Here is a 22,883-nt window from a genome sequence, read left to right on the forward strand (position 1 = left end):
CTCAGCATCTTAACAACTGATGGCTGTGCATAAATTCTGTACAGGGCAAAACCTGCTCTTCAAATAAATTATCTTATTTTTGTACTTAACAGTAAAATCACTCTTGTAGGTGATTGTATAAAATAAACTTTTAACACTGGTTTTAACACTTTTGGCATGCGCCAAGCGTGTAAAAGCCGAATCATAGTTGTAGATGATTAAAATTACACTTCCTGATGGTTCCGTTCGTGATTACGATAAAGGAATCACCTCTATGCAAATTGCACAATCTATATCTGAGGGCCTGGCACGTAATGTTTTAGCTGCCGAAGTTGATGGTACGGTATGGGATGCCACCCGCCCTATTGAACATGATGCCAGCGTAAAACTCTTAACGTGGAACGACGTTCAAGGTAAGTCTACTTTTTGGCATTCGTCGGCCCACTTGATGGCCGAGGCCTTAGAAGCGCTTTATCCGGGTACAAAGTTTGGTATCGGTCCGGCTATCGAAACCGGCTTTTATTACGATGTGGATTTTGGCGACCGCACCTTTTCTCAAGATGATTTTAAGCAGATTGAGGACAAAATGCTGGAACTGGCTAAAGCCAAATCCGAATATATCCGCAAACCAGTCAGCAAAGCCGAAGCCACTGAGTACTTTACCGAGAAAGGCGACGAATACAAACTGGATTTAATTAAAGATTTGCCCGATGGCTCGATTACTTTTTATAGCCAGGGTAACTTTACCGATTTATGCCGCGGTCCGCATATTCCTAACACTGGCTTTGTTAAAGCCGTGAAGCTGATGAACGTAGCCGGCGCCTACTGGCGCGGCGACGAAAGCCGTAAGCAGCTTACCCGTATTTATGCAGTTACCTTCCCTAAACAAGGTGAGTTAACCGAATATTTGCGCATACTGGAAGAGGCCAAGAAACGCGACCACCGCAAACTGGGTAAAGAACTGGAGCTATTTGCTTTCTCCGAGAAAGTAGGTATGGGTTTACCGTTGTGGTTGCCTAAAGGTACCGCCTTGCGCGAACGTTTGGTGAACTTTTTACAGCGTGCACAGGTATCTGCAGGGTATGAGCAGGTGATTACACCACACATTGGACATAAAAACCTGTACGTAACATCCGGCCATTACGAAAAATATGGTAAAGATAGCTTTCAGCCGATTCAAACTCCGCAAGAAGGGGAGGAGTTTTTCCTGAAGCCAATGAACTGCCCTCACCACTGCGAAATTTACAAAACCAAGCCGCGCTCTTATAAAGACTTGCCGGTGCGTTTTGCCGAATTTGGTACCGTTTACCGTTACGAGCAAAGTGGTGAGTTGCATGGCTTAACCCGGGTACGTGGCTTTACACAAGATGATGCTCACTTATTTTGCCGCCCCGACCAGGTAAAAGAGGAATTTAAAAAGGTAATTGACCTGGTATTATACGTGTTTAAAGCCTTGGGTTTTGAAGATTATACTGCACAGGTATCCCTGCGCGACCCCGAAAATAAAACCAAATACATCGGTACCGACGAAAACTGGCAACTGGCAGAAAGTGCCATCATTGAAGCTGCTACTGAAAAGGGGCTGCCAACTGTGATAGAATATGGCGAAGCTGCATTCTATGGTCCTAAGCTCGATTTTATGGTAAAAGACGCTTTAGGTCGTAAGTGGCAGTTAGGTACAATACAAGTAGATTATAACTTGCCCGAACGTTTTGAGCTGGAATATACCGGCAGCGACAACCAGAAGCATCGCCCGGTAATGATTCACCGTGCGCCATTTGGTTCATTAGAAAGATTTGTAGCTGTTTTGATTGAACATTGTGCAGGTAACTTCCCGCTGTGGCTGTCACCCGAGCAGTATGTAATTTTGCCTATATCCGAAAAGTATGAGGATTATGCAAAAAAACTTTTACAAATGTTAAATAATTCCGATATTCGCGGGCTGATTGACTTTAGAGACGAAAAAATAGGAAGAAAGATACGTGATGCTGAAGTCAAAAAGATCCCTTACATGCTTATTGTGGGCGAAAAAGAAGCTGCCGATGGCACGATTTCTGTTCGAAAACACGGTGTAGGCGATTTGGGAAGTTTGAGTATTGAAGATTTTAGACAACAATTAGTAACAGAAATAACCATATAACTTGGCATTAGGAAGACCGTTCAACAGAGGGCCTCGGCCTCCTTTTAAGAAAAAGGAAGCAGAGCACAACATTAATAACTTCATCAAAGCTCCGGAAGTGCGTCTTGTAGGCGACAACGTAGAGCAGGGAGTGTACCCAACCCGTGAGGCTTTGGCTATGGCACAGGAGCAGGAGTTAGACCTGGTTGAAATATCTCCTAACGCAGTTCCGCCGGTTTGTCGTGTGATAGACTATAATAAGTTTATTTACGAGCAAAAAAAGAAGCTTAAGGAAATTAAGAGTAATGCCAAGCAAACGGTAATTAAAGAGATCCGTTTCGGACCAAACACTGATGATCATGATTTCAATTTTAAATTGAAGCATGCCATAAGCTTCCTGGAAGACGGTGAAAAGGTTCGTGCTTACGTTCACTTTAAAGGCCGTGCAATTGTTTACAAGGAGCAGGGTGAGATTTTATTATTAAAATTTGCACAAGCCTTAGAAGAAGTAGGCAAGGTTGAGCAATTACCAAAGCTGGAAGGCAAGCGTATGTTTTTGATTGTTGGGCCAAAAGCTGCTAAAAAGTAAGTTGACAAAACAACAGCTGATAAGCTGATGAAGATAATACGCTGTTGAAGCGTAGAAATTAAATAAATAAGTGTTATGCCAAAAATGAAGACCAATTCCAGTGCTAAAAAGCGTTTTAAGCTTACTGGAACCGGTAAAATTGCCAGAAAAAACGCATACAAAAGCCACATCTTAACCAAGATGTCAACCAAACGTAAGCGTGCCTTAGGTCAGACCAGTTTAGTATCTGATGCTGATATGGGTAACGTTAAACGTATGCTTTGTATCGGAAAGTAATTCATTAATTTTTAACCAGGTATTAGAGTACATAAGATTCCGGCTTACGGAACACTCACTACCAAACAAGCAAAAAAATGCCACGTTCAGTTAACGCAGTAGCGTCGAGAAGACGCCGGAAAAAAATCATGAACCTTGCAAAAGGTTACTATGGTTCACGCAGCAAGGTTTACACCATTGCAAAAAACACCGTTGAAAAGGGTTTACAGTACGCGTACCGCGACCGTAAAACCAAAAAAAGAGAGTTTCGTGCTTTATGGATTCAGCGTATTAACGCTGGTGCCCGTCAGCATGGTATTTCTTACTCACAATTAATGGGTAAATTAAACGCCAGCGAAATTGGCTTAAATCGCAAAGTATTAGCCGACTTAGCAATGAATCACCCAGAAGCTTTTAAAGCTGTGGTTGATGCCATTAAGTAAGCTGCCTTTTATATAAAAGCATAAATAAAAAGCCCTGGTCATAATGACCAGGGCTTTTTATTTATGCTTTTAATTGCTTATATAATGGCACTTTGAGCATGCGCATGATCTGCTTTGGTGGCTTCTAACGTGTTTTCGGTACCCTCAATGTCCATATACTGTTTAAAGTTGCGGACATCATCGTCTACCATCTTTTTAAATAATGGGTTTAACACATTACCTAAAGCGGTACCTACGCCACCTGCTGGCGGGGTATAGCTAATTACAACATCCACAATAGTGCCTTGGCCACCCTCGGCATCTTTGAAACGTACTTTACCTGCGTTATCAATAGTTGATCCCGGTAATGAACTCCATCCAATAGCGTAACCCGGCTCGTCATTAACAATCTCGGCATCCCAGCTTACTTTTGCTATATCAACAGGTAGTTTTAGTACCCAGTGCGAACGCTTATTATCAATCACCTCTACGCTTTGCAGGTGGCTCATAAACTTAGGCAGGTTATCTAATTGTCGCCAAAAGTCATACACCGCTTGACGGGGCTTATTTATGGTGAATGATGAGCGGATGTTTACGTTAACCGGCTCAGTGCTGTTTTTACCCATTTGAGTGTATAACTCGCAATGGCCGGTAATACCGCGGGTAATCAGGTAGCCACCTGCACCCACTTTTAAAATGCTGCTAAAAGGACTGGAGAAAATATTTTTTAAGCCCGAAAGCGAAATTTTTACGCCAGCAGCTATGGATATGTAACGTTCAGGCCATTCTAAATTGATGGCTCCATCGGTCAATCCCTCTATCAACGGTTTTTTTTCTAATGCAGTAGTTGCCATAATCATGTTTTTATAGGTTTTATTTAAACATGTTAACTCTTGCTAAGTTTTATTGATTTTAAATTAACACAATAAAGGCGTGAAAAGTTAAGTGTAAAGAGCCTTCAGATTATTTCAACTTAAATGATTTTTCCTTAATTCAGCTGCTAAAACAAAGGATAATTTGTATTACGTTTTAGTCACTGTAGAATATAGTGTACAATGTGTCGGCAGTTACAAGAGACTTTTTGACTTTATAATTCCGCCGTTGAAATGGCTAACTGCCGCAAATTAAAATGCGTGGAACAGGATTATCTGCTGGTGGACAGCAAACAAAAAGCCACCTATTAATGGTGGCTTCTAAACATTTTTTTCTTAAATATGATATTAGGCCACGCAATTAGTTTTTAACCAAAAGCTGTGCATAGCACTTAGGCATTTTACTAGGTTGGCATATCCCAATGGTTTAGTCACATAAGCATTTGCTCCAAACTCCAATGATGAGCGAATATCTTTGGGGTTATCAGACGTTGAAAACATAATAATAGGTACATACCGGAGCGCCTGTGTCTCTTTGATTTTTCTTAGTAGGTCTAAGCCTGATAAGCCTGGTAAATTTAAGTCTAACAGAATGAGTTTTGGCTTGGTTTTATCTTCGGCCAGCTTTTCTAAGGTATCCAAAGCTAACGCACCATCGTCAATACTACGTAAAACGGTAGTATCATCTATTTGTCCAATGGCGCGCTCAACAACGTCAACATAGTCGTAGTTATCTTCAACATATAATATATCGGGTATTGCCATTACACATTCCTTTTAAATGCTATATAAAATATTGTGCCAACTCCAAGTTCGCTTTCTACCCAAATGCGGGCATTATGCTTCTCTATAATGCGTTTAACAATGGCAAGACCAACGCCAGTGCCTTCGTAGCCTCGCACGTTATCCATCCGCTTAAATAAGTCAAATATACGGTTATAATAATTCAGGTCTATACCAATGCCATTATCACTAATCGAGTAAATAACCTCTGTAGCGGTTTCCCTACCCTCAACACGTACCTTTGGAGGGTTTGATTTAGCCGAATATTTTATAGCGTTATTCAATAGATTGGTGAAAACCTGTGTCACCATAGTTTGATCGCCATAAAGCAGCGGGGTATCACCAATTTCAAACTGCAGGTTGCCAATATGTAAAGCTACAACGAGATCATTTTTGATCTCTTCAATCATTGTCTTCGTATTGATATCGGTGTATTCTACATCCAACCGGCCAACTCTTGAGTAATTCAATACTTCCTTAATCAAAAAATTAAGCTTATCTGCACCTGCAATTACCTTTTGTAAAATGCGCCTGGCGTCATCATCTAAACTTTTATTAGCTTCTAAAAGTAGCTCAGAGTAGTTTTTAATGGTAGATAAGGGCGTCCGTAAATCGTGCGATATAGTAAAACTAAACGTGTCAAGCTCTTCGTAAGCCTGTTTCAGCTTTTCATTTAACAACCTTATCTCGTTAGCCTGGCGGTTGATAGCAAAAACTACCTCGTCACGTAGCCTAAGCACATTTGATATTTCTTCGCGCGTCCAGCGTTCAGAACTGTTTTGTACCTTTTCCTGCCAAAGGTCGAATGACCGGCGCGGACTTAGGCTCACCAAACCATATTCATCAACCTCTACAGGCTTGTTCGGGTTGCCTGCCCAATTAATGGTTGCTATTTGTTCGGGCTTAAACCAAGCAATCAGTTCGCCCATTTCTTTAGAGAGTGTGCAAGCTAAAATACCGCTGGCCGCACCGCTGAAGGTTTTAGCGGGATGGTAAACATCAGGAAGCTGGTGGGTGTAATAAATACGGTCTTCCATATTTTTTTTCAACCAATTCACCAAGTCCTCCAGCTCAGCTTTTTCAGGCGTTTTGCCAAGCGCAACCATCTTGTCTTCATATACTAAAACGGCTCCGGTGGCATCAGTAACACTTAAAATGTTAGTTTCGTGTTGTGTAATAGCCTCGCCAATATCACCACCCTTTCGCAACAGATCTGACAATTCATTATATGCTGCCTTAAACTGGTCGTTTTTTTGAGTATTAGCTTCATCCTGCTTATACTCTAATGCCGAAGAGATAATCTGGCCAATCAGTTTAGAGGCTTCTCGCGCTTTATAATTAATAAATCGGGGCGAATAGTTATGACAAGCAATTAGTCCCCACAACTCCTCGCGATACATCAGTGAGATGCTAAAGCTGGAGGCCACCCCCATATTTTTTAGGTATTGAATATGGATTGGAGAGACCGCACGCAAGGTAGAGCAGGTTAAATCTAAAGGCGTTTGTTCATCATGTGCTGCCAGTGCTAAAATAGGCGACGACCCCGCATTTACATCAGTAATAATTCTGGTTAAATTCTTTTTGTAAAGTTCGCGAGCTTGTTTTGGAATATCGGTTGCCGGGTAATGCAAGCCTAAAAAAGGTTCCAGATGATCTTCTTTAAACTCGGCGATTACTTCGCCGTGGCCGTCATCTAAAAACTTATAAATCATAATCCGGTCGTAGCCAATTAACTGTTTAACCTGGTGTGCAGCGTTGTCAAGGAGTTGCTTCAGATGCTTACCTGCCAGCATTTCTGATACCGAACGGCCTATCGTTTTATGAATGTCAACTTCAGTTGCAGTACTGTCAGGCTCAAATTCTAATAAAAAATAGGGTCCAGTTTGCGAAAGGATCAGGTTATAATCAGTACCGTTAATAACAACTTTGTAAGGGTTAATCGTTTCAAAACTCTTGGTATGGCGCCCTAATAAAAGTAACTGACTTATAAAACCGGTTTCCTCTTCCTGCAATAGCAGCGTTTCGAGGGCTGATACCTTTTTGCCTAATAAATCTGTAGCTTGTGCAGATAAAAATGCCGAAACATTTTCGCTGGCATAACTAATGACAAATTGGTTATCTACTGCTATCAAAAAGCCATGTGCCTGTACTTTACCCGGAATGTGTATCGGCTCTCTGTCACAGTTCGTTAAATCTACCTGGTAATCTGTCATATCTTAAATTTCACAGTATTGTAAAGCATCTTATTTAAATAAGCGCCAACTCTTGTTAATTTGCAATGGTTGCTGCTAATTAATAAACAGGAGCTTCCATTGTAAAAGTAGTAAATACATTTGCTTTTTGTGATTTGTTTTGAGTTTGACTTGCTGCTTTATATAAGATTAGCTGCGGTATGCGTTAATTTAATAATTAATCAGTAATAAATTTTGCTATTAATATTTAAATAGTGAGATTAGTTTTTCTTCTCACTTATGCAGTCGCAAAATGAAGATACCGGTGATTTAGCCGGAGGCTCAAGCCAATTTAACGGGCAGCTTTTTCATTTACTGATGGAGGCGCCCGGACCCATAGCTTTGCTGCGTGGCCGTGATGGCTTATGTGACGTGCACAACCCACAGTTTCAAAAATTATGGGGAGGGCCAAACCAGTTACATCAGCCCATGCGTATAGCTTGGCCTCATCAGGAAGCAAACGGCGTTTTCGAAATGGTTGAAGGTGTGTTTGATACCGGCCGGCCTTTTCACCAACATAATTACGCCTCTATAGCCGACTGGAATGATGATGGTAAAGCCGAACAACGCTATTTTGACTTGGTGTACTCTCCTTACCGAAATGAATCAGGTGTAATTGTCGGGGTAATTATTATGGGGCTTGATGTAACAGCCAAAACTAATGCACACCAACAGTTGGCCGAGCGGCAATTGCTATTTAAAGATATTACCGATGCCGCCGGGACTGCTTTATGGACCGTTGATACCAAAGGCAATATCATCTTTGTAAATCAAACCTGGCTGGATTGGACCGGCAGGCCTTTTAAGGCCCATTTAGGCCGGGGATGGATTGATTTTGTGGTGCCCGAAGATCGTGAGAGGGTGATTAGTAGTTTTATCAGGGATATTAATCACAAGAGCCAATTTCATGTTGATTTTAGGGTATTGCGCAAAGACAAGAGCTTGCAATGGGTAGCCGCTACAGGTAAACCACGCTACACCATTAATGGCGATTTTGCCGGTTACGTAGGCTCGTGTATGGATATTACAGAGCGGAAAAAGACCGAGCAATTATTGCGTGACAGCGAAGAGCGCTTTCGCAACATTGCCGATTCGGCACCTGTTCTAATATGGATGACCGGTACTGATAAGCAAATTACATTTGTAAATAAAAGCTGGACTGAGTTTGCCGGCGTTAATCAGTTGGTAGGCAATATTGGCCATTTGCACGATGATTTATTGCACCCCGACGATCAGGCCATGATAGTTAATGGCTATATACAGGCATTTGATACCCGCCAGGAGTTTTATCTGGAGTACCGTATGCGCAATCGCAATGATAAATACCGTTGGATTGGCATGAAGGGGATACCGCGCATTGGCCCTGATGGCACGTTTGAGGGCTACATTGGCTCGGGTATGGATATTACTGAAATGAAGGAGCACGAGCTGATTAAGAATGATTTTATCGGTATGGCAAGTCATGAATTAAAAACACCTATAACATCTATTAAAGCATACGTGCAATTGCTGCTTACTATTTATAGTAAAAAATCAGACGATGAGTTTTTGCTGCGCTCATTAAATACGGTAAACAAGCAGATTAATAAACTCACCCGTTTAATTACAGATTTACTGGATGTTTCGAAAATGGAAAGTGGCAGGTTAAGCTTATGCAGCTTTGAATTTGATTTGCATGATCTGATTAAAGAAACGGTAGACGAAGTGCAGCATACCGCTACGCAGCATGATATTTTGTATACCACTGTGGGGCCGCTTGCTGTTTATGCCGACCGTGACCGCATTGCACAGGTAATTACTAACTTTTTGACTAATGCTATCAAATACTCGCCGGATAGTGACCGGGTTGATGTATCGGTAAGTGTAGATGACCAAGCTGTAACCGTTGGTGTTCGTGATTATGGTATCGGTATCAACCCCGAAGAGCAAGCCAAAGTATTTAATCGCTTTTACAGAGTAGAAGGTCGTAACGAACAAACATTTTCGGGTTTTGGTATTGGCTTATATGTTGCTGCCGAAATTGTACGGAGGCATGGCGGAAACGTTTGGGTAGAAAGCGAAAAAGGTAATGGCTCGGTATTTTATTTTACACTGCCACTATACAAAGATTTAACGCAAAATTGAGTTGCCCAACTCATTATTATACCCGAATTCAAATTATTTGTAATTTGTGTAAACAGTATGGATTAAATTACTGTTATGTAACCAAATCATCTACTGTAAAGGATATTAACTATGAAAGATCAAACCAAAATTATTGCAGCACTTTTAGTAGGTGCTGCGGCAGGTGCAGCTATAGGTTTATTGTTGGCTCCAGAAAGCGGCTCTGAACTTAGAGAAGATATTGCTGATTATGTGAACGATTTAATTGACAAAACAAAAGACAAAGCACAAATAACTGCTGACGATTTGAAAGAATACGGCAACACTTTGGTTGATAAAGCTAAAACCAAATTTAACGGTGTAGCAAGCACTTTATCTGATTATAAAGATGAAGCTCAGGATAAACTTGATGATGCAAAATCATATGCAAATCAGGGCTATGATAACGCGAAATCGGCTGTTAAAAGCGAATCAAACGATTTAAACAGCTCAATACAGAGCGCATAATTATATTGTGCTAATTAATATGAAATGCCTTTGGCCATAAGCCAAAGGCATTTTGTTTTTAACGCTTTACATACTCGTCGGCTATCATTAAAAACAGCTTGTCATTATCCGAAGCTTCATCAAAACTTTCTAACAGCATTTGTTCTGCCTCTTTATAATTTAAGGCCGCTGCCAAAACTTTAAGCATGCGGTATGAGGTCAGGTTTATATGCTCAAGTAATTGTAAATACAATATAATATCAATGTCGTTAAGCAAGTAATTGTCAGTACCGTAATCTTGTGGTTCAAAGGCATCCTTAAAAACAGCAATAATAGGCACGCAGTTTTCTCTGGCTGGCTCTAAATCTAATAGCTGATAGATATTCTCCAGCCGTTGTACCTGATTTCTAATATCAATCCAGGTTTCTTCAATACCTTGTTTTAGTTTTTTGAAGGTGGCAAGTTCTATTAGATTGGGCAAATGTTCTTTAACATACTTTTTGCCAAAGTAAACCCTGTTTAAATGGTGTATAAAGTGCTGTTTAAGCACTTCCGGACTTGCAGACTGTAAGGTGGTTGCTTCCATATAGTATGAGTGGTTTTATTATATTAAGTCAGATCATTAGCGTTAAACCCAACAATCTGACGCAGCTTTATAACAAACTATCGTAAATCTTGATTGTAATTATTATTACTATGCAAGAAGATAATTTTGACGATTTAGATTTTTATGAGCCTGACAAAGAGGGCGCATTTCATATAGAAGTAGACTTTTATGATACAGGTGAGCTATCAAGTATGCTGGTAATACCCTGTAACGAAGCCTATATTGTGGTTTCAAACAATGAGCATTTATGTACACTGGTGCATACTTGCAAAGAGGTTGAATGTTGGGAGCAGCAGGATGGTACGCTCGACGATGAGCTGGTTGAACGCATTGGTACCGGTATACAAAGCGCCCGACCAGAAGATTTTTAATAGCGTTAATGCAAAAAGGCCGCTTAGTTGCATATTTCATCAACTAAGCGGCCTTTTTACCTTGATTAAAGCTTTTATTAAAGCTCTTTTCTTAATCGTGCTACCGGAATGTTCATTTGCTCGCGGTATTTGGCCACTGTACGGCGGGCAATATTATAGCCTCGCTCTTTTAAGATTTCGGTAAGCTTTTCGTCGGCCAACGGATGGCGTTTGTCTTCGCCACCAATACACTCTTCCAGTATCTTTTTCACTTCTTTGTTTGATACCTCTTCGCCGCTTTCGGTTTGAATAGCTTCTGAGAAGAAAGATTTAAGCAGGTAAGTGCCATGCTCTGTTTGTACATACTTGGAGTTAGCTACACGTGAAACAGTTGATATATCCATGCCAATACGGTCGGCAATATCTTTCAAAATCATGGGTCTCAGGTTCTTCTCATCGCCGGTGAGAAAAAACTCATATTGGTACTGCATAATGGCATTCATGGTTTTAAGTAGCGTTTGCTGGCGCTGCTTAATAGCATCAATAAACCATTTAGCCGAGTCGAGCTTTTGCTTTACAAACTGTACAGCCTCTTTCATCTTTCTGTCCCGTTGGGAGGCCTTATCATAATGCTCAAACATTTCCTGGTAAGAGCGGCTCACCCGCAGTTCGGGCGCGTTTTTTGCGTTTAGCGTTAAAATCAGCACACCATCATTATTGCTGATGTGAAAATCGGGAATAACCTGATGCTGTTTAGTACTTACCTCGTTAGAGTCGCCCGGTTTAGGGTTAAGCTTTAGTATTTCATTAACAACACCACGCAACTCAATGGAGTTTAGGTTTAAAGACTTTTCAAGCTTGTCATAATGTTTACGGGTAAATTCTTCCAGGTAATCTTCAACTACTAATACAGCTTTTTTAATAATCGGATCGGTTATATCTTTCCGGCGTAACTGGATCAATAAACATTCCTGTAAACTGCGTGCACCCACACCCGGCGGATCAAAAGACTGTATTACTTTAAGCATTTCTTCCACTTCTTCGTCTTCGGCCATCACGTTTTGTGAGAAGGCCAAATCGTCGGTAAGTGACATAATAGGGCGGCGCAGGTAACCATCATCATCTAAACTACCGATGATTTGCTGGCCTATCCGAAAATCTTTATCACTGAGTGGTACTAAATCCAGTTGCGATTGCAGGTTTTCGAAAAACGAACTCTGAATGGCAATGGGCATTTCCTTACGCTCTTCTTCATCGTCGCCGTTTTGGTCGTATCGCGAGCCATATTCATTTACATTATCTTCCTGCAGGTAATCATCAATGTTAAACTCATCGTACTCATTATTATGCTCCTCGCTCGAAGAATAATCATCATCCGGGTCGCGGTCCGGATACTGTTCTTCCGGCTCCGTCATATTGGTCAAGCTTAAATCTTCAAGCGCAGGATTTTCTTCCAACTCCTCTTTAATGCGGGTATCAAGAGAAACTGTAGGTACCTGCAACAACTTTATGAATTGTATTTGTTGGGGTGAAAGCTTTTGTAATAATTTTTGTTGAAGATTCTGTTTTAACATATATCAAGGGTACGCCAAAAATACATCAATGGCCCGTATTAAGCAATAAGTAACGATGATTAAGTAATGGGTTAAATGCTTAATAAAAGTTTTTGTTTTTATACGATAAAACTTTTTAAAAGTATACAGCTTTAATGTATTTTTAGCTAAATACATTAAACCTATCTTAATATGTCGTTTATAAAAGAATTTAAAGAGTTTGCTATTAAAGGCAATGTACTTGATTTGGCTGTAGCCGTAGTTATTGGTGCTGCCTTTGGTAAAATTGTTAGTTCGTTGGTAGATGATATCATCACCCCGGCTTTGCTAACGCCAGCACTTAAGGCCGCTAATCTTTCCAATCTCAGTCAGTTGGTCATTCCGGGTACGGCTATAAAGTATGGTAACTTTTTGTCGCAAATTATTTCTTTTATCATTGTGGCTTTAGCTTTATTCATGTTTATTAAAGCCATTAACCGCTTTAAGAAAAAAGAAGCTGTTGCACCTACCGTGGTGCCGGTGCCTACTAACGAAGAAGTTTTACTAACCGAGATTAGGGACTTGCTTGCTAACCGCGCGCGTTAAAAACTTTTAGCCAGGTGGCCATTGGTTACAATAATGTAATCGTTGTTTTTGCTGTACTTGCTCCAGTCAATATGATTATAGTCATCAACAGCAAAAACAGCTACATTAATAATCGAAGCTTTAGATGCGTATTTTTTTAACTGAGCGGCAGCGCCCAGTTTATCTTCGCTATGAAAGCCACCGTTAATCTGTAATACTTTACTGCCGGGATGGTCTTTGAGATACTTTGCAACAGACCATCCCATGGTAGCATCCCAAAGGTTTTGCGACTGATAAATTTGCATGCCACCCATACCGGCATGTCCGCCCATAATGTCAACAAATTTTTGGTAATAAGCGCCTGTCGCCGTGTCAATGGGTAGGGGTGGGAGCCAGCTTTTTGCTGTAACATCCAACTGTTGCAGGCTGTTTAAGCCTAGGCGTGTAACACGATTAACATATCTGCCGGGTGCATTAGCGGCAATTACTGGAATGCTTTTTTCTTTAGCTAGTTCTACCATTGGCCGGTAATCTTTATAATTTGGCCAGGCACGGGCATCGCTGATCAGATTTTTTTCGCGGATTAGTCCGTTAAGATATTCATTCAGAATAGGCTGAGTATCCGTTTCAAACATCTCTAAAGATAGTGCTGCTTTTTTTGGATACTTTTGAATTAGCTTGTTAAGCAAATACAGTTCAATGGTATGACCAACCGAATCGTTATGCTCTTCGCCATAAAACAATACATCTGCTTTGCTCATGTTACTGATGATATCATCAACCGATACTTGTTTTTGAGAAGCAGTGCTGTAAACCTTGTAACTATCCTGTGCAAGTGTCATAAAGGGCAGCAACAGCAGCGAGCAAAAAAGTGTTAGTTTCATTACAAAGCGTTTAAGCGGGTAATTTACAGGCTTAAAACCATAAACGTAAATAGTAATATTTATATTTGAAAACTGAAATATAAACACTAAATTTGCGCTCCCGTTTTTAGGATATTAACGAATTACAATATAACAATCATGAAAAGAACGTTTCAGCCGTCTCAACGTAAAAGAAGAAACAAACACGGCTTCCGTGAGCGCATGGCAACTGCTAACGGCAGAAGAATTTTAGCTGCAAGAAGAGCTAAAGGCAGAAAAAGATTATCAGTATCTGACGAGCGTCGTCATAAAGCATAATACAGGTTGCTTAGCCCAATAGACGGGGCTGGTGCCGTAATTATCTGATTTTCCGGTTAACCATTTAAGCAATATGTATACTTTTAAAAAGGAAGAGCGGCTATGTAATAAAAAGCTTTTAGAAAAGCTTTTTCGTAGCGGCTCTTCCTTTTTGTGTTATCCGTTCCGGGTATCGTGGATGCCGGTCGAGGCAATGCTGCCAGCTACTGTGCAAGTGGTTTTTGGGGTATCTAAAAAAAGGTATCGCCGGGCAGTTGACCGCAACCTGATTAAACGACGCATGCGCGAAACTTATCGTTTACATAAGGAGAAACTATTGTATCTGCCTTTGCAACAACAAAACCAGCAGTTGGTACTTTCTATAAACTATATTGGTAAAGAAATAACCGATTTTAAGTTTATGGATAAAAAGATGGTTAAGCTTTTGCTGCAAACCTGCGAACAAGTTAATGCAAGCCATGTTAAAGTGGTTTAAAAAGGCGCTGGGCAATTTGTTTTTATTGCTCATCAAAGTCTATCAAACTGTTATATCGCCAATTTTGCCTTCATCGTGTAGGTACACGCCTACTTGCTCGCAATATGGTGTTGAGGCTATACGCAAGTATGGGCCGTTTAAAGGTGGATGGCTAACTTTAAAACGCATTGGCCGTTGCAATCCCTGGGGAGGGCATGGGCACGATCCGGTACCTTAATTTATTAAAACCATGAGTTTACTGCTTTTAATAGAAACGGCTACAACATCATGTTCGGTTGCGTTAGTGCAGCAAGGGCAGGTATTGGCAATTAAGGAGCTGAATGAGCGAAACATTCATGCGGAGGTAATCACCGTTTTTATTGAGGAACTGTTTAGCACAGGCGGCAAAACCTACAATGATTTGGACGCGGTTGCAGTAAGCAGCGGACCCGGGTCATATACTGGTTTACGGATAGGGGTATCGACTGCTAAAGGCTTATGTTTTGCGTTAGATAAACCACTGATTGGAATAGAAACTATGCAGGCTATGGCGGATGGTATGGTGGCAAAGATTGCTGACAGTAGTGATATCTTGCTATGCCCTATGATTGATGCCCGCCGTATGGAGGTTTACACCGCCTTGTTTGATGCCAAGGGTAATCGGCTCAGGCCAACGTCGGCCGAGATTATTGACGAACATAGCTTTGCAGATATCTTACAAAACAACGCTGTTTTGTTTTTTGGCGATGGTGCCGAAAAATGCAGAGCACTGTTGGAGCAACATCCTAATGTACAATTCGATACCGGATTTGTTAATTCTGCTGCTCATTTGGCGGCAACCGCACAAAAAAAATTTGATGCATCAATATTAGAAGATGTGGCGTACTTTGAGCCTTTTTATTTAAAAGATTTTATAGCCGGTAAAAAAGCGCGTTAACGCCGCTTAATGGTTAAAAATATCGTTCCATCTTTTACCCAACGGACCTTGCTCTGAGCCATCAGGATAGTAGCTTTCATTTTTCCAGCGTTCAATCAGTTTTCCGATTTTAAACGAGAATCCAAAATAAATGCTGGCTCCCGAGTGCGACCGTGCGCTATTAATAGCGTTGCTGTTATCGTTATAGGCACTATAAAGGTTAAAGGTATTACCTAATTGTTCGCTGCCTATAAATACCTCAAAGTTTGGTTTTTTGTACATTAGCTGCAGGCCGGTATCAAACTTTTTATCCTCATTCATGATGCCGCTTATGGATGCGCTGAATTTACCAAAGCCAACCTGGTTAATCAAAGCCAATGCAGCACCCTGCCCATAAAGCTGTTGCGATACAAGGGCCGTAGGCTGGTACATGATATTGCCAAAAATAAATTTTTTAGCCATGGCAAACTCAGCCCGGCCAACAATGGGTTTGGTAAAACCTTTGTAATAGCCGTTTTGGGTGATGGTTTCTCTAAAAATGTCTTGTCCGCTGCCATTGGTCGGCGTGTTATTAAACGCATTAAAACTGTAGGTAGCCGGCCGGCGCCCCCAATGGATGAATCCTAAATCTTTGATGTTGCCCTGTAAAATAAGGCCACCTGGAGCCAAAAAAGTAGCACCGATGCCTATGGCCATCCCTGGGTTTTTGAGAGATGGCAGTAAGTCGCGCTTAGGGTATCTGCCATCTACGTATGTAGCCTGATAAGTGCCCTGCACCAGCGGAACGACTTTGCTGCCTGACACACCCACGCTCGACTGATTAATTACCATTTTGTTGTAATCTATACCCAGTAAGGTGCTCAGCTTTAGGCCAAATGTGAAAGTGCGGGTTACTTTTTCGCGGTAGGTTAAGCTTAGCTGATGAAAGCCTTCGTAAAAAGCGCGGCCATTAAAAACATCATTGCGCCCAACCAGTCTGGTGTAATTATTCCCGCCGTTAATTAAATCAACGGCTTCATCAGAGGCGTACCCACGGGCATTAGTCTTAATCTGATAAGAGGCTCCTATCTCTACTCGTCCGCTCAATGAGGCAAACATCTTAATCATGCCCAGATACACATTGGTTTGTACAAAGGCGTTGTTAAACTGATTTTGCCCTGCGGTAAAAGCGGTGTTATTTTCCTGATTTAAAAATATGCGCGTTTTAGCCGGCGTTTGTGCATTGCCGGTTAAATAAGTATAAACATTAGCGTTAGCAATAAAGCTTAGTGCATAGTTTTTAGTTGTATCTGCAATAAACGCCGCCTGCGAAGGATTTTCGAAGGAGTCGTAAAGTGTGCCGGTGTTATACATAGTGAACCTTTGTGCCCAGGCATGGCTCATACCGGCAGAAAACAGTAAAACCGAGAATAATATTTTCTTCATCAAGCTGCAAAAAGTTAAGTATTAGTAGGCGCCACCAAATTTCAACACAGCCTGATCACCAAAGCGCCGGTACCTGTGGCTTTGCTTATTTGCTTAAGGTAGTGCTGTCAGTAGAGTTAAGTTTAATACACAAATTAGTGTAAAATTGGTTTTCGGAAGCTGACAGTTGATAGGCTGCGGCGTAGTAGTTTTTATAGCCGGGCTCTTGCTGCTGGTAAGCTTGGGCGTAGGCCGGTTTCAGTGTTCGCCTAAAAACGTTGCCAGCGTTTTTGAAATGAATAAAGAACTCCACATTTGCCCTTTGTGCCAAAATGTTGTTAAACTGAACGTATTCATCTTTCCTGATCAGGAAATCGCCGTTAATGTAATTCTCTTTATAGTTACTTAACTCGCGCTCAGTATTAGCCAAAATCAGGTAATTATCAAGTACCATAAAATAAGGTTTTCTAAAATGGGCCAAAGCATCACCCAATAAAAAAACCGGTACCTGGTCATAATTAAACTGCCCAACCTCATCGTTGTCAGTCATCGTACTGATGTTGCTAAGGTATGGTCTTAAAGTACCGCCATTTTTTATTTTAATGATAGCTACCCTTTCCTGAAAACGAGTGGTAATTACCGCGAATTCGTTATCCAGCAGCCGGTTAAACTCGCGGTCAAACTGCACGCCGGTTTCGCTTTTCATTTTATTGAATAATCTTCTTTTTTCAGTGTCTAAGCCCGCAATTTGCTGCCAGTTGGTTAGCTCACTTTCAAAGCGTTTCACATCATCAATAGCATAACTATTGCTGTAAGCTGTGGTGGTCGGAAATAGATTTTTTAATTGTACTGGCACCGGGTTCATCCTCCGGAACAGGTCGAGGTAACTAACCGGCCGTGTGTTTTTAAACGTAGTGAAGCCGTTAAACATCAGGGCATCACGCTTATAATTTAAGCTAAGGGAGGTAACGGCAGAAAGAATAGGCAGTCCCTTCCATAAATCCAGTTTGTCTTTTTTATAAAACTGGCTGAGCAGGTGGCCCGCCTGCCGGTAATTGATGTACAAGGCACCCAATGAGGTAGAATTTTGCTGGTCGGGCAATAAGCTGAAGTGTTTGCTCTTGTCCGTGGGTTTATAATCGAGGCTTTGCTGCAGCAATGTTTTCGAAAAACTACCCGTCATCACTTGTCCGGCTCTTTCGGCCATATAAAAATCGGCATCTAAAGAGTCTGAATGAATTTTAAACCCACGGCTTTTGCCAAAACTCACCGTTGTAAAGGTGACACCTTTTAAGCTTGCTGTATTCCTAAAAGCCTCAGGCTTTATACGCACGCTTTCTGTGGCGGTAAACAGGTAACCCACGCTATCATTAGGTTGCGGGTGTACGGAAATAAAAATATCCTGATCGGCAAAAACGCCATGCAGGTTGGGGTTGTTGAGCAGCACGTGGCGCAGGGCATTAAATTGCTTTAGGGCAGGTTGCCCAACCAGGGCGGTAAATAATTGGCTGTTTTTATAAATATCGTAAAAGCTGCTGTCGTTATTAAACTCAAAGATGAGTGCGGCCGAGTCGGGAATGGTATTAATAACTTGCGTGGCGCGTTTGCCCGGTGGGCTTAAATGCCTAAAATAGGCAACGGTTATCACCGCCGTAGCTGCAACTAAAATAACGGTGATGATAATATGCCTTTTCATAATTAGTTATCGTAATCAAATGTAGATTTTTACCTTATGGCAATAAAGTAATACTTGCAATTGGCTAATTTAGCTGTAATTTAAAAAGCCTGCATGCAGAAAAACATTATTATTACAGCAGCCGTACTCGGTATGCTGGCCGTTATTACCGGTGCTTTTGGAGCGCATGCCCTAAAAGCCCGTTTGGAGGTATCGCAAATTCAGGTCTGGAATACTGCAGTGCAATATCAATTCTACCACGTATTAGCATTATTGTTTTTATCAACTTTGGCCCGTAACGACAGCAACCAGGTTTACGCGGCTTATTGGCTGTTTGTTTTGGGTATCGTTTTCTTTTCCGGATCATTATATCTGCTTTCGTGCTCTTCTATTTTACAGTGGAGCTGGCTGCGTATACTTGGGCCTATAACACCTATAGGCGGGCTGCTGTTTATAGCAGGCTGGTTTATGTTGTTGCTTGCTGCCGTAAAAAATAAATTATAATGCTTGAGTTTGCCGAAACCCGTCATGCCGACCGGCTGACGCTATTTGCCGAGGTAATATTGCCTTTAGCTATTTCTAAGAATTATACTTACCGGGTGCCTTTTGAATTAAATAACGTGGTTGCCGTTGGTAAAAGGGTAGTGGTGCAATTTGGTAAAAGCAAACTTTATACAGCCATCATCAGGTCAATCTCTACTGAGGCTCCAGAACGATATGAGGCAAAGTATTTAATGGAGGTGCTGGATGACAAGCCTGTTGTAACTGTGCAGCAGTTGGAGTTTTGGAAATGGCTGGCCGATTACTATTTGTGTAATGTAGGCGAGGTAATGAGCGCCGCCTTACCATCGGCACTTAAACTAGCCAGCGAAACCCGCATTATGCTTAACCCTGACGAAGCCGTCGACCGCTCGTTGCTGCATGATAAAGAGTTTTTAATAGTTGACGCGCTTGATTTGCAGCCTATACTTACGGTAAGTGATATTGTAAAGCTTTTGGGGCAAAAAACGGTGATGCCGGTGCTCAAATCAATGTTTGATAAAAACATTATTTACATATCAGAAGAAGTTACTGAACGCTACAAGCCGCGCAAGCGTACATACATTAAACTTAATCCTATTTACGAGGATAATGACCAGCTAAGGGCATTATTTGTACAGTTGGAGCGCCGGGCACCCAAGCAGGCCGATGCCATACTGGCTTATATCAAATTATCGCGCGAGCAAAAGCTGGTTTCTAAAAATGATTTGGTGGATGCCAGCGGTGCCGGGGCATCTATTATTAAAGCACTTACGGATAAAAAAATACTGATTGCCGAAGATAAAAACGTAAGCCGGTTGTATTATGATACCTTAGAAGCCGGCGCTACTTTTACGCTTAATGAGGCGCAGCAAAACGCGCTGGATAGCATTCGTGCGCAGTTTAATGATAAAGAAGTGGTGCTGTTGCACGGGGTTACTTCATCGGGCAAAACGCAGGTTTATATCAGGCTGGTTGAGGATGCCATACAGGCAGGCAAACAGGTGCTGTACCTGTTGCCCGAAATTGCGCTGACCACGCACGTCATCGAACGGTTGCGTAAATACTTTGGTAATGATATAGGTGTTTACCATTCGCGTTTTACTGATAACGAGCGGGTAGAAGTTTGGCAAAAAGTATTAAACCATGAGTATAAAGTGGTACTGGGAGCGCGTTCGTCAGTGTTTTTACCGTTCGATAACTTAGGATTGATAATTATTGACGAAGAGCACGAAACCTCCTACAAGCAATTTGATCCGGCACCGCGGTATAACGCACGTGATGCGGCCATTTATTTGGCCAGCCGTTATCAGGCTAAGGTTCTATTAGGTTCTGCTACGCCTTCGTTCGAGTCTTATTTTAATGCGCGAACCAAAAAGTATGGCTTTGCCGAGCTTACCGAGCGTTTTGGCGGTGTAAGTTTACCCGAAATTGAAGTAGTAAGCATTACCGAAGAAACCAAGCGTAAAACCATGCAATCGCACTTTACAAGTGTGCTGATGAAGGATATGCAAACGGCTATCGAGAATAAGGAGCAGGTAATTCTGTTTCAGAACAGGCGCGGTTATGCGCCGGTACTGGTATGCCGGGTATGTGCCTTTACGCCGCGTTGCATTAATTGTGATGTTAGCTTAACCTTTCATAAAAGCAGCAGCCAATTGCATTGCCATTATTGCGGCTACAAAGAAGAAACGCTCAATACCTGTCCGGCCTGTGGCTCTACCCATTTAGAGTATAAAGGTTTTGGGACTGAAAAAATTGAGGATGAATTACAGGTGTTACTGCCCGAGGCTCGTATTGCCCGCATGGACCTGGATACTACCCGTGCCCGCAACGCATACCAGAATATGTTAAACGACCTGGAAGAAAAGCGGATTGACATCCTGGTAGGTACCCAAATGGTAGCCAAGGGGCTGGATTTTTCGGATGTAACGGTTATCGGTATTATTAATGCAGATAGCTTGCTAAAATACCCGGACTACCGGGCTAATGAGCGCAGTTTCCAGATGCTGGCTCAGGTGAGCGGCAGGGCAGGGCGCAGGGGCAAACAAGGTAAAGTAGTTATTCAAGCGTATAACCCTCACCACAGGGTGGTTGACCAGGTAATTCGTAATGATTATAAAGAACTATACCTTACTGAAATTGAAGAGCGGAAAAGCTTTAAATATCCGCCGTTTTACCGCATCATCCAAATGGATGTAAAGCATAAAGATGCCGAGCGGTTATTTCACCAGGCCGAGTACCTGGCTAACGAGTTGCGCAAGCATTTTGGCGACCGGGTAATAGGGCCTGAATTTCCGCTGATTAGCCGTATCCGTAACTTTTACATCAAATCTATCATGCTCAAATTTGAGCGCGATACGATTTCCATTGTCAAGGTAAAAACAATTATACGCGAAGTAATTTTGCAGTTTCAAACTACCAAATTAAGCAAAGGCTGCTTGGTGCAGCCAGATGTAGATCCTTATTAATGTTGCAACGGCAATGTGGCGTTGCTGAGAAATTAGAAGGTTGCATTTCAAACCCTTAGCAGCTTTGCTAAATTTAATAGCTTGCTTAAGTCCCGAAAAAGCCGTTATTTTTATAGTTTTGCAGCGCAAATGGCTTACAAGTTTATAGATAATTACCGAGAGAAGGGTGCCCGCAAAAGGCTGGTTGATGTTTTAAAGAAGAAAGGTATTGAAGATGAACAGGTGTTGCAAGCCATCAATAAGGTGCCTCGTCATTACTTTTTTGATGAAACTTTCTGGAACCAGGCGTACAAGGATATTGCTTTTCCGATAGGTGCAGGGCAAACCATCTCTCAACCGTATACCGTTGCTTACCAATCCGAATTGCTGCACATCCATAAGGGGCAAAAGGTGCTCGAAATTGGTACCGGCTGCGGCTATCAAACCTGTGTGCTACTGGAGTTAGGTGCCGAAGTTTATACTATTGAACGTCAGGAAGCCCTTTATCAACGCACCGTTCAGGTTTTGCCTTATATGGGTTACCGACCTAATTTCTTTTTGGGTGATGGCTCTAAAGGTATTGAAAACCATGCCCCGTATGATAAAATTATTGTAACTGCCGGCGCACCCACCGTGCCCGAAGTATTGCTTCGTCAGCTTAAGGTTGGCGGTATGCTGGTAATTCCTGTAGGCGATGAGCAGGAACAAAAAATGGTAACTATATTAAAGGTAGGGGATAACGATTACGAAAAGGTAGTACTTGACACCTTCCGGTTCGTTCCCTTAGTAGGCGACCAAGCTTGGTAATTAAGCAATCAGCATTGCTGATTGCCGTGTGAGTTTACAAGAAATACAGACTACTCGTCGTTAATCGCGCTACAAGCATCTGCATTCTTGACTCTATATTCTATACTCTAATTTATCTCTTCATTACCCGACTGAGCTCAATTTTGGTATCGCGCTCTTTCATGGTTTCGCGTTTATCGAAAGTCTTTTTACCTTGGGCCAAGCCAATCTTCAGTTTGGCAAAGCCGCGCTCACTGATAAACATGGCCAGCGGTATTATAGTAAATCCTTTCTCTTCAGTACGGGTGCGCAGCTTTTTAAGTTCTTTTTTATTCAGCAATAATACGCGGTCGCGCTTAGCTTCATGGTTGTAAAAAGAACCATGCGAGTATTCAGAAATATGCAGGTTGCGCACATAAAGCTCGTCGCTTATAAAAGTGCAAAACGCATCATTCAGGTTAGCCTTTCCATCGCGGATCGACTTGATTTCGGTGCCCAATAATTTAATGCCCGCGGTATATTCGTCGAGTACGTGATATTCGAAGTAGGCTTTTTTATTTTTGATATACAGTTGTTCGTTCATGG

Annotated in this window: 24 protein-coding genes; 15 read left to right on the forward strand and 9 right to left on the reverse strand. The window is 41.7% G+C overall.

All coding sequences use genetic code 11. From position 1 onward, the window contains the following. The first annotated feature begins 193 nt into the window (after window positions 1–193). The 4 genes from thrS (at window position 194) to rplT (ending at window position 3,385) form a co-directional block, all read left to right on the forward strand. Window positions 194–2,119: a threonine--tRNA ligase gene (gene thrS, locus AAGR14_RS06620; RefSeq protein ID WP_342647807.1), complete on the forward strand. Its 1,926-nt coding sequence runs from the start codon at window positions 194–196 to the stop codon at window positions 2,117–2,119. 1 nt (window position 2,120) lies between these two features. Next, window positions 2,121–2,687 (forward strand): translation initiation factor IF-3, encoded by a 567-nt coding sequence (infC, locus tag AAGR14_RS06625; RefSeq protein ID WP_342647808.1) that lies wholly within the window; start codon window positions 2,121–2,123, stop codon window positions 2,685–2,687. A gap of 75 nt (window positions 2,688–2,762) precedes the next feature. Continuing rightward, window positions 2,763–2,963, forward strand: coding sequence for a 50S ribosomal protein L35 (gene rpmI, locus AAGR14_RS06630; protein WP_090525627.1), 201 nt, complete (start codon window positions 2,763–2,765; stop codon window positions 2,961–2,963). A gap of 77 nt (window positions 2,964–3,040) precedes the next feature. Continuing rightward, window positions 3,041–3,385 (forward strand): 50S ribosomal protein L20, encoded by a 345-nt coding sequence (gene rplT, locus AAGR14_RS06635; protein WP_342647809.1) that lies wholly within the window; start codon window positions 3,041–3,043, stop codon window positions 3,383–3,385. Between the two features lie 77 nt (window positions 3,386–3,462). Here rplT and AAGR14_RS06640 read toward each other — a convergent pair whose 3' ends face one another. From AAGR14_RS06640 to AAGR14_RS06650, 3 genes are all read right to left on the reverse strand, one after another. Next, window positions 3,463–4,218, reverse strand: a complete 756-nt coding sequence (locus AAGR14_RS06640; RefSeq protein ID WP_342647810.1) for an SRPBCC family protein — start codon at window positions 4,216–4,218, stop codon at window positions 3,463–3,465. 366 nt (window positions 4,219–4,584) lie between these two features. Then, on the reverse strand, window positions 4,585–5,001 hold the full coding sequence (locus tag AAGR14_RS06645) for a response regulator (RefSeq protein ID WP_342647811.1): 417 nt from the start codon (window positions 4,999–5,001) through the stop codon (window positions 4,585–4,587). Beyond that, on the reverse strand, window positions 5,001–7,232 hold the full coding sequence (locus tag AAGR14_RS06650) for an ATP-binding protein (RefSeq protein WP_342647812.1): 2,232 nt from the start codon (window positions 7,230–7,232) through the stop codon (window positions 5,001–5,003). The genes AAGR14_RS06645 and AAGR14_RS06650 overlap by 1 nt, the downstream gene beginning before the upstream one ends. A gap of 258 nt (window positions 7,233–7,490) precedes the next feature. On the opposite strand from AAGR14_RS06650, the gene AAGR14_RS06655 reads away from it, so the two are divergent. Together AAGR14_RS06655 and AAGR14_RS06660 are read left to right on the forward strand one after the other, a co-directional pair. Then, a complete protein-coding gene (locus tag AAGR14_RS06655; protein WP_342647813.1) occupies window positions 7,491–9,374 on the forward strand; it encodes a PAS domain-containing sensor histidine kinase in 1,884 nt (627 codons plus the stop codon). 111 nt (window positions 9,375–9,485) lie between these two features. Continuing rightward, the gene (locus AAGR14_RS06660; protein WP_342647814.1) at window positions 9,486–9,860 is read left to right on the forward strand and encodes a YtxH domain-containing protein; all 375 of its coding nucleotides are present in this window, start codon (window positions 9,486–9,488) and stop codon (window positions 9,858–9,860) included. A gap of 58 nt (window positions 9,861–9,918) precedes the next feature. On the opposite strand, the gene AAGR14_RS06665 is transcribed toward AAGR14_RS06660, so the two are convergent. Then, complete coding sequence (locus AAGR14_RS06665) at window positions 9,919–10,425, reverse strand: DUF892 family protein (RefSeq protein WP_342647815.1); 507 nt, start codon at window positions 10,423–10,425, stop codon at window positions 9,919–9,921. A gap of 110 nt (window positions 10,426–10,535) precedes the next feature. Between AAGR14_RS06665 and AAGR14_RS06670 the strand changes: the two genes are divergently transcribed. Then, complete coding sequence (locus tag AAGR14_RS06670; RefSeq protein ID WP_342647816.1) at window positions 10,536–10,817, forward strand: hypothetical protein; 282 nt, start codon at window positions 10,536–10,538, stop codon at window positions 10,815–10,817. Between the two features lie 77 nt (window positions 10,818–10,894). On the opposite strand, the gene rpoN is transcribed toward AAGR14_RS06670, so the two are convergent. Further along, entirely contained in the window at window positions 10,895–12,370 is a 1,476-nt protein-coding gene (gene rpoN, locus AAGR14_RS06675; RefSeq protein ID WP_342647817.1) for an RNA polymerase factor sigma-54, read from the reverse strand. A 171-nt stretch (window positions 12,371–12,541) separates the two neighbouring features. Here rpoN and mscL point away from each other — a divergent pair, with 171 nt between their 5' ends. Next, entirely contained in the window at window positions 12,542–12,934 is a 393-nt protein-coding gene (mscL, locus tag AAGR14_RS06680; RefSeq protein WP_342647818.1) for a large-conductance mechanosensitive channel protein MscL, read from the forward strand. Here the strand turns inward: mscL and AAGR14_RS06685 are convergent. Further along, window positions 12,931–13,797 carry a ChaN family lipoprotein gene (locus AAGR14_RS06685; protein ID WP_342647819.1) on the reverse strand — a complete coding sequence of 289 codons (867 nt, stop codon included), beginning with the start codon at window positions 13,795–13,797 and terminating at the stop codon, window positions 12,931–12,933. The two genes, mscL and AAGR14_RS06685, sit on opposite strands and share 4 nt — an antisense overlap. Window positions 13,798–13,935: 138 nt before the next feature. Between AAGR14_RS06685 and rpmH the strand changes: the two genes are divergently transcribed. From rpmH to tsaB, 4 genes are all read left to right on the forward strand, one after another. Next, complete coding sequence (gene rpmH, locus AAGR14_RS06690; protein ID WP_158827814.1) at window positions 13,936–14,094, forward strand: 50S ribosomal protein L34; 159 nt, start codon at window positions 13,936–13,938, stop codon at window positions 14,092–14,094. A gap of 73 nt (window positions 14,095–14,167) precedes the next feature. Next, window positions 14,168–14,569, forward strand: a complete 402-nt coding sequence (locus AAGR14_RS06695; protein WP_342647820.1) for a ribonuclease P protein component — start codon at window positions 14,168–14,170, stop codon at window positions 14,567–14,569. After that, window positions 14,544–14,786 (forward strand): membrane protein insertion efficiency factor YidD, encoded by a 243-nt coding sequence (yidD, locus tag AAGR14_RS06700; protein ID WP_342647821.1) that lies wholly within the window; start codon window positions 14,544–14,546, stop codon window positions 14,784–14,786. The genes AAGR14_RS06695 and yidD overlap by 26 nt, the downstream gene beginning before the upstream one ends. Before the next feature lie 12 nt (window positions 14,787–14,798). After that, window positions 14,799–15,485 (forward strand): tRNA (adenosine(37)-N6)-threonylcarbamoyltransferase complex dimerization subunit type 1 TsaB, encoded by a 687-nt coding sequence (gene tsaB / locus AAGR14_RS06705; protein WP_342647822.1) that lies wholly within the window; start codon window positions 14,799–14,801, stop codon window positions 15,483–15,485. A gap of 6 nt (window positions 15,486–15,491) precedes the next feature. Here the strand turns inward: tsaB and AAGR14_RS06710 are convergent, their stop codons facing one another. Both AAGR14_RS06710 and AAGR14_RS06715 read right to left on the reverse strand, forming a co-directional pair. Beyond that, complete coding sequence (locus AAGR14_RS06710; RefSeq protein ID WP_342647823.1) at window positions 15,492–16,889, reverse strand: DUF5723 family protein; 1,398 nt, start codon at window positions 16,887–16,889, stop codon at window positions 15,492–15,494. An 85-nt stretch (window positions 16,890–16,974) separates the two neighbouring features. After that, complete coding sequence (locus tag AAGR14_RS06715; protein ID WP_342647824.1) at window positions 16,975–18,564, reverse strand: hypothetical protein; 1,590 nt, start codon at window positions 18,562–18,564, stop codon at window positions 16,975–16,977. Between the two features lie 93 nt (window positions 18,565–18,657). Here AAGR14_RS06715 and AAGR14_RS06720 point away from each other — a divergent pair, with 93 nt between their 5' ends. The 3 genes from AAGR14_RS06720 to AAGR14_RS06730 all read left to right on the forward strand — a co-directional run bounded on the left by AAGR14_RS06720 (window position 18,658) and on the right by AAGR14_RS06730 (window position 22,319). Continuing rightward, window positions 18,658–19,047: a DUF423 domain-containing protein gene (locus AAGR14_RS06720; RefSeq protein WP_342647825.1), complete on the forward strand. Its 390-nt coding sequence runs from the start codon at window positions 18,658–18,660 to the stop codon at window positions 19,045–19,047. Then, window positions 19,047–21,533, forward strand: a complete 2,487-nt coding sequence (priA, locus tag AAGR14_RS06725) for a primosomal protein N' (RefSeq protein WP_342647826.1) — start codon at window positions 19,047–19,049, stop codon at window positions 21,531–21,533. The genes AAGR14_RS06720 and priA overlap by 1 nt, the downstream gene beginning before the upstream one ends. 129 nt (window positions 21,534–21,662) lie before the next feature. Then, window positions 21,663–22,319: a protein-L-isoaspartate(D-aspartate) O-methyltransferase gene (locus AAGR14_RS06730; RefSeq protein ID WP_342648680.1), complete on the forward strand. Its 657-nt coding sequence runs from the start codon at window positions 21,663–21,665 to the stop codon at window positions 22,317–22,319. Between the two features lie 112 nt (window positions 22,320–22,431). Here the strand turns inward: AAGR14_RS06730 and smpB are convergent, their stop codons facing one another. Beyond that, window positions 22,432–22,881: an SsrA-binding protein SmpB gene (gene smpB / locus AAGR14_RS06735; protein WP_342647827.1), complete on the reverse strand. Its 450-nt coding sequence runs from the start codon at window positions 22,879–22,881 to the stop codon at window positions 22,432–22,434. Window positions 22,882–22,883: the final 2 nt, after the last annotated feature.

Source organism: Mucilaginibacter sp. CSA2-8R (assembly GCF_038806765.1).
Lineage (GTDB): Bacteria > Bacteroidota > Bacteroidia > Sphingobacteriales > Sphingobacteriaceae > Mucilaginibacter.